Origin of the sequence: Planktothrix mougeotii LEGE 06226 (assembly GCF_015207485.1) — a bacterium.
GTDB lineage: Bacteria > Cyanobacteriota > Cyanobacteriia > Cyanobacteriales > Microcoleaceae > Planktothrix.
In genome coordinates, this window is sequence record NZ_JADEWU010000075.1 from 22,900 (window position 1) to 29,002 (window position 6,103).

Here is a 6,103-nt window from a genome sequence, read left to right on the forward strand (position 1 = left end):
GATGTTGAGGTGCGTGCGTTGGCACTTACGCACCCTACCATCTAGGGAAAATAGTTAGATTAACTTGATTTTGGAGAATTTAATCTTTAGTTACCAAAAGCATCTTTGATATTATCAACGGTGCGCTCAATGGCATTTTTTGTATTGTCTACCGCTTTCTTAGTCCGAGCAGCATCTTGATTGGCTCTTTCTTCAATGCGTCCGCTATCTTTGCTGGCTTTGCGCTCCAGAAAATTACTATTGTCCGTTGCTCGATCAACTCGATCTGCATTTTTATTGGCGGTTTGTTTTACCTGATCTTTCGTATTTTCAATGAAATTTTTGGCTCGATCAGTATCTTTACTCACTTTCTCTTTAACTTGATTCCCTGCGTCTGATAGGGTAATCAAGCTAGGAGTGGGATTAGCCATTGCAGCAATATTTGTTGAGAAAAATATCCCTTGCCAAAAAAAGGCGATCGCTGAGATAAAAAATAAAGTTGTCATCATCCAGCGTCCCACCGTTGAAGCCAATTGGGTAAAATAATTGAGTTTCATAGAATACAATCTTTTTGGAATTTTATATTTCATTTTTACTTGATCTAGCTGGCTAATTAAATCTTTCCCTAGACATAATTTTTCTGTTCGTAAGTTGCTGAAATAATTCTCTCTTAGGATAGATTATAACTCTTGCAAAATAATTTTGTAGATTATGCTCAAGATGGAATTTATATGAATAGTATCGATACGGGTTGGATTACGAATGAAAATCCCTATCCTCAAAAACAAGATGATCAACAAAAACGAGGGTTTTATCCCCCTTTAGATAATATTGATGGCATGGCTCGAATTTATGATCCAATTGTTCAAGGAATTCAAAATCCATCTGAACCTTTATTGGGTCATTTTTTGAAAAATTATGTTCCTTCTCCTTGGTAATCAGTTATCCATTTTTAAGACACAATATTCTACCCCAACATCAAAAATACGAGTTCCTCCTCCTTCAGCGACGGTTTGTCGCAATGCGTTGGTATCGGTGATGGCTACCCCAGCCAGATAGTTAATTCCCATCTGGGCTAATTCGGGTAACCAGGGAGTTGTAGGGCCCATTAACACTAACTGCGCTTGTTGTGACAACTCCACCAAGCGGGGAAAGGTTTTATTAGCAATGGAAGTAGCGGTGAGGAAAACCCAGTCTGCTTCTGGGAGCAGGTATTCACAGGCGATGTCGGGTAAATCTTGAGCGATGGGTTGACGCTCTAGGACGGTAATATCTGCTTGTTGTTCGTACTGAGAAAGTCCGGGATAGCGACCAATAACAACGACTCGTTTTCCCTGAATTAAAGGCAGAAAATGCTCAAATACAGCTAGATTAGCTGAACCGTGAGAAGATAGGGGTTGAGCCTGTGGTAGTAGCGGTGACGTCGGATTAATCACGGAATTGATCACCGCCATACCGATAGTCGCTTGGTAACTATCCCAGGAACGCACCCAGGGGGCTAAATTAGCGACGGCTTGACCCACTAAAGTTCCTGACCAGGATAAGGTGCGATTGGGTTGGCCCGGACTCATACACAACCCAATACCCTCGGCTTGGCAGAATGTCCAGGTTAGTCCCAAGATAATTTCCTGCACCGTTGCGTTACTATGGCTTGATTTCTCCAGTAGGAGATCGTAAATTTGTCGTGGATGAATTTTCATTTTAAGTCAAAGAAGCAGAGGAACATGAAGGAGAAATTTTCTCCCTTTCTGCTTCCGCTCTATTTACTTCTGGGTGCAATTTTCGCGATATTTGCATTTCAAAGCAGAAAGGAGGAGAGTTTAGTTTGTAGCCAAAACCAAATTCAGATTGCTCAAAATTGTACAGAGTTACTATCCATTTTTCAGGTATAGCATCCCAAGATTCTACATCACTGTTGCTTTCTAAAAAGTTATGGCTTCTAGGAGATATTTGAGTAGGTTCGTAATCTATGGTGATTGCCTGATACTCAAATCCACATTCTAATAACTTTTCCTGAGCAATTTCCCAACGGGTAATTTTTTCTAATTCATCTACATTTTCCCTCCATTGATAGCTATCAGAACATATACAGTCAAGCAAAGAAAACAAACGATCACATATTTTTTCAATTCTAGCACAGTCATTTTTGAGTAGTTTAATATCTTCATCTAGTAATATTGCCCTATCTGTCTTGGGAAGCCAAACTTCAAAGGATTCCATGCAGCCAAGTGGTATTAGTTTTTTTTCAATACCTGGAATTTGATTTTCTACTTGAATTTTAGCAACTTTATCTTTAGAAATATTATAATTTGGGATGGGAAATCTCACCTTATCTTCTAAAAAATATGTTGGAGCAGATGCTAGTTCTTGATCGATAAATTTTTGCTGTTTTGAAAGTTTATACAATTCTAAATTTTGGCTTTTATTAGCAATCTGATATTTTTTTATATCCTCAGCAATTGCTTCTAAAAAATAACAGTCATTCCCTATATCTGAAATTTCATCTTCGTCGATTAATTTAGAAAGTTGCTCTTGGTATTTTTGCAGCCTAAATTCAATTGCCTCCAGAACAAATTTGATTGCTTTTGATGAAAAATTAATAGAATAATCCATTTTTTAACTCCTAAGAAGTGTTTTTTAATTAAATTTTATGAAATTAATGTTTACTTGTTTAAGTAATTCTTGATATTCTAATAAACGCATATTATGTGCTGGTTGCCGGAGCCAATGGTCGCTATGGTCGTTAATTAAATTTATACTATCAGGAATTTGTATTCCGGCATCTATACGCCACCAGTTTCGACCTAATTTGGGCGATTCAAAAGTAGAAATGCCACCGGAAAAGGCTTCAATCCATTGTTCGCCACTATAATCATATATATTAACATCGCGATCGCGAACGTTGTCCATCCGAGGTGAATTCGCATTACCTTGACGGTATAAAGGCACAGGTGTTTCTGGCATTGCTGGGGATTAAGTTCTAATCTAAGTAGAAGAATAAGGTACAATGATTAAATATTTGTCAATTTTATATTAACAAACAGATGAATGACTTAGAACCGACGGTAGAAGAACTCAACAATCTGCTAGAACATCATCATCCTGAACATTCTAGCCATCCCCATATTCATAGTGAAGAATCTTTGCGAAAGATAGTCAATCGTCTATCACGGCTGGAGGGACATATTCGAGGCGTTAAAACAATGGTACAAGAAAATCGTCCCTGTCCTGATGTGTTAGTTCAAATTGCCGCCATTCGAGGAGCTTTAGATCGGGTAGCTCGAATTATTTTAGATGAACATTTGAGTGAATGTGTGGCTAGAGCCGCCCAAGAAGGCAATATTGATGATGAAATTGAAGCTTTAAAAGCAGCATTAGATCGATTTTTACCTTAATCAATAATCCGTCAATAGTTTACAGTTTATCAGGGTAAAACAAAAAATCAATATAGAACATAAAGTTAATAGCGATAACCGAGAGTTAACCATGAAAAACAAAATCATTTTCGGATCAATTTGGCTAAGTTTTATCCTGTATGCGTTTATTTTTGCGCCACCGGATCAACCCGATACCTTTACATTAATTCAAAATCTTTCAACGGGAAACTGGACAGGGATTAATCCTTTAATTATTGCCCTATTTAATATTATGGGAATTTGGCCGTTGATTTATAGTTGTGTTCTGTTTATGGATGGACGGGGACAAAAAATCCCGGCTTGGCCTTTTGCCACCTTGTCCTTTGGGGTGGGAGCTTTTGCAATATTACCCTACTTAGCATTCCGGCAGCCTAATCCCCAATTTTCAGGAAAAAAATCAGGATTACTAAAAGTTTTGGATTCTCGAATTACGGGACTATTATTAACCCTAGGAACCAGTATTTTAGTCGCTTATGGATTAACCCAAGGGAACTGGGGAGACTTTATTCAACAGTGGCAAACCAGCCGTTTTATCCATGTGATGAGTCTTGACTTTTGTTTATTAAGTCTTCTATTTCCGGCTTTATTAGGAGATGATATGGCAAGACGAGAAATGAAAAATCCGGCCCTCTTTTGGGGGGTTAGCTTGGTTCCTTTATTCGGCCCTCTATTTTATTTAATAACCAGAATTCCCTTGAACGAGACTCAACCGTTAACAACCTCTGAATCAACAGACCTGTCAGTTGAACATTAGCTATTGATAAGAATTATTGTGGTAAATCCCCAATTCCCAGAAGACCCGTTATGCTATATTTCCAAAGATGTATTGTCAATTGAGTTATTGACTGTTATTGATTCCCTATCCCTAGCCAAACTATGCAACAGCATTCTCCCTTCTGGAAGTCCTATTTTTCCCTGATTTTGGGTAGTATTTTGATGACGGGCTGTGGTAGTGAACCTCAAGCAGCGACTGTCCCACCTGTTACCGTCAATATTGCTCCAGTAGGAGCGAGTAATGTTAAAAACAGTAGTATTTATAATGCTAGGGTTGAAGGGGTTCAGAATGCCATTATTCAACCCCGTGTCAATGGTTTGGTGAAACAAGTTTATGTGCGGTTGGGCGATCGCGTTTCTCAAAATACCCCTCTGATTCAAATTGACGGACGCCAACAACAAGCGAATTATGAAAGTCAATTAGCCAGCGTTGAGTCCAGAATTGCTCAGTTGAATAGTGCTAGAGCCAATTTAGATGCTCAACGAGCCGAACTGCGACGAATTCAAGCGGAACTGACTTACCAATCTCAAGAAGCGGATTTAGAAGATGCTCAACAAACCCTCGCCGCAGAACAGAAAGAAAAACAGCGACTACAGTATGAATTAGAATATACCTCGGCTGCGGATGAGTTGAAAACGGCTCAAGAGAATGTACAAGTCGGGATTAAAGAACGGGAACGCAGACGGGCGATTATGGACGAACGGAAAAAAGCCTATGATCGCTATCAACAATTGTATGAACAAGGGGTCGTTTCAGCAGAAATTTACGATGAAAAATTGCGAGACTATGAAGCGACCCAAGCGGATTTTTCAGCCCAAGAACGAGAGGTCTTGTCCCTAGAAGCGAGAGTCAGAACCGCCCAACAGAATTTAGATCGGCAAATTTCAACCTTGAAAACCCAAATTGAAGGTCAACAAAGACGGGTCGATGCGGCGGTTGCTAAAGTTCAAAGTGCGAAGCAGGATTATAGTCGTCAAACCTCAACCCTGAACGAACAAATTATGGCTCAACAGAATGTGATTACGGCTCAAGAATCGGAGGTAAAACGACTCCAGCGAGATATTGATCAAGCCCGATCCGATGCAACGGCTCAACAGGTACAACTAGAATATTATGAAATCAAATCCCCCATTACTGGGATAGTGGGAGATGTGCTCGTGAAACCGGGGGATTTTGTCGATAGCCAAACCCAGATTACCAGTATTCGCCAAAATGATTTATTAGAAGTTCAGATTAATATTCCCATCGAACGGTTATCTCAAGTTAGAGCCGGAACCCTGGTAGAACTTTTGAGCCAAGAAACCGGAGAATTAATCGGAACTTCTCAGGTATCTTATATTGCTCCGAGTGCGGGGACGGGAAGCCAAACTATTTTAGTTAAAGCCATTTATGATAACCGAGGGAATAAATTACGAACGGATCAAATTGTTCGAGCTAAAGTGATTTGGGAACAACAATCAGGAATTACGGTTCCAGTCACCGCTATTAGTCGAATTGGCGATCAAAGTTTTGTGTTTATCGCCGAAGAAAAAACCGAAGGCGGAAAAACGCAATTAGTGGCTAAACAACAGCCGGTGAAGTTGGGTAGTATTCAAGGTCAAAGCTTTGAGGTTTTATCGGGGTTAAAAGCCGGGGAAAAAATTGTTACCGATGGTGTGGTTAAATTGCGAAATGGCACCCCCATTGCGGATCAAAAACAGCAACCTGCTCCGGCTTCATCCTCAAAACAGGAAACACCAAAAACCCAATAATAAGTATGTGGAACAGGCATCTTGCCTGTTCAGTAGGGTGGAACAGACATCTTGCCTGTTCACTAGGGGATCAAGGAATGGATTTGAGGTTTGAGGTTTCAAGTTTAAACTAAAAGAATTGTTTTTCGCCCATCCTGAAACCCCAAACCCCAAACCCTACTGAACAGGCAAGATGCCTGTTC

8 protein-coding genes are annotated in these 6,103 nt (G+C 39.8%); 4 read left to right on the forward strand and 4 right to left on the reverse strand.

Features of this window, described 5'->3' with window-relative positions; genetic code table 11:
- Positions 1-86: 86 nt before the first annotated feature.
- Positions 87-536 carry a hypothetical protein gene (locus IQ236_RS22480; protein WP_193871353.1) on the reverse strand — a complete coding sequence of 150 codons (450 nt, stop codon included), beginning with the start codon at positions 534-536 and terminating at the stop codon, positions 87-89.
- Positions 537-668: 132 nt separating this feature from the next.
- Here IQ236_RS22480 and IQ236_RS22485 point away from each other — a divergent pair, with 132 nt between their 5' ends.
- Positions 669-917, forward strand: a complete 249-nt coding sequence (locus tag IQ236_RS22485) for a hypothetical protein (RefSeq protein ID WP_193871354.1) — start codon at positions 669-671, stop codon at positions 915-917.
- Here IQ236_RS22485 and IQ236_RS22490 read toward each other — a convergent pair whose 3' ends face one another.
- From IQ236_RS22490 to IQ236_RS22500, 3 genes are read right to left on the reverse strand one after another with little or no spacing between them, the layout of a single operon-like run.
- Complete coding sequence (locus tag IQ236_RS22490; protein WP_193871355.1) at positions 918-1,679, reverse strand: DUF364 domain-containing protein; 762 nt, start codon at positions 1,677-1,679, stop codon at positions 918-920.
- Between the two features lies 1 nt (position 1,680).
- Positions 1,681-2,592 carry a hypothetical protein gene (locus tag IQ236_RS22495; protein ID WP_193871356.1) on the reverse strand — a complete coding sequence of 304 codons (912 nt, stop codon included), beginning with the start codon at positions 2,590-2,592 and terminating at the stop codon, positions 1,681-1,683.
- 24 nt (positions 2,593-2,616) lie between these two features.
- On the reverse strand, positions 2,617-2,943 hold the full coding sequence (locus IQ236_RS22500) for a Tse2 family ADP-ribosyltransferase toxin (RefSeq protein WP_193871357.1): 327 nt from the start codon (positions 2,941-2,943) through the stop codon (positions 2,617-2,619).
- A gap of 80 nt (positions 2,944-3,023) precedes the next feature.
- Here IQ236_RS22500 and IQ236_RS22505 point away from each other — a divergent pair, with 80 nt between their 5' ends.
- From IQ236_RS22505 to IQ236_RS22515, 3 genes are all read left to right on the forward strand, one after another.
- Complete coding sequence (locus IQ236_RS22505; RefSeq protein ID WP_193871358.1) at positions 3,024-3,374, forward strand: metal-sensing transcriptional repressor; 351 nt, start codon at positions 3,024-3,026, stop codon at positions 3,372-3,374.
- 91 nt (positions 3,375-3,465) lie between these two features.
- Entirely contained in the window at positions 3,466-4,149 is a 684-nt protein-coding gene (locus tag IQ236_RS22510; protein ID WP_193871359.1) for a DUF2834 domain-containing protein, read from the forward strand.
- A 122-nt stretch (positions 4,150-4,271) separates the two neighbouring features.
- Positions 4,272-5,921, forward strand: a complete 1,650-nt coding sequence (locus IQ236_RS22515) for an efflux RND transporter periplasmic adaptor subunit (RefSeq protein ID WP_193871360.1) — start codon at positions 4,272-4,274, stop codon at positions 5,919-5,921.
- Positions 5,922-6,103 lie beyond the last annotated feature (182 nt).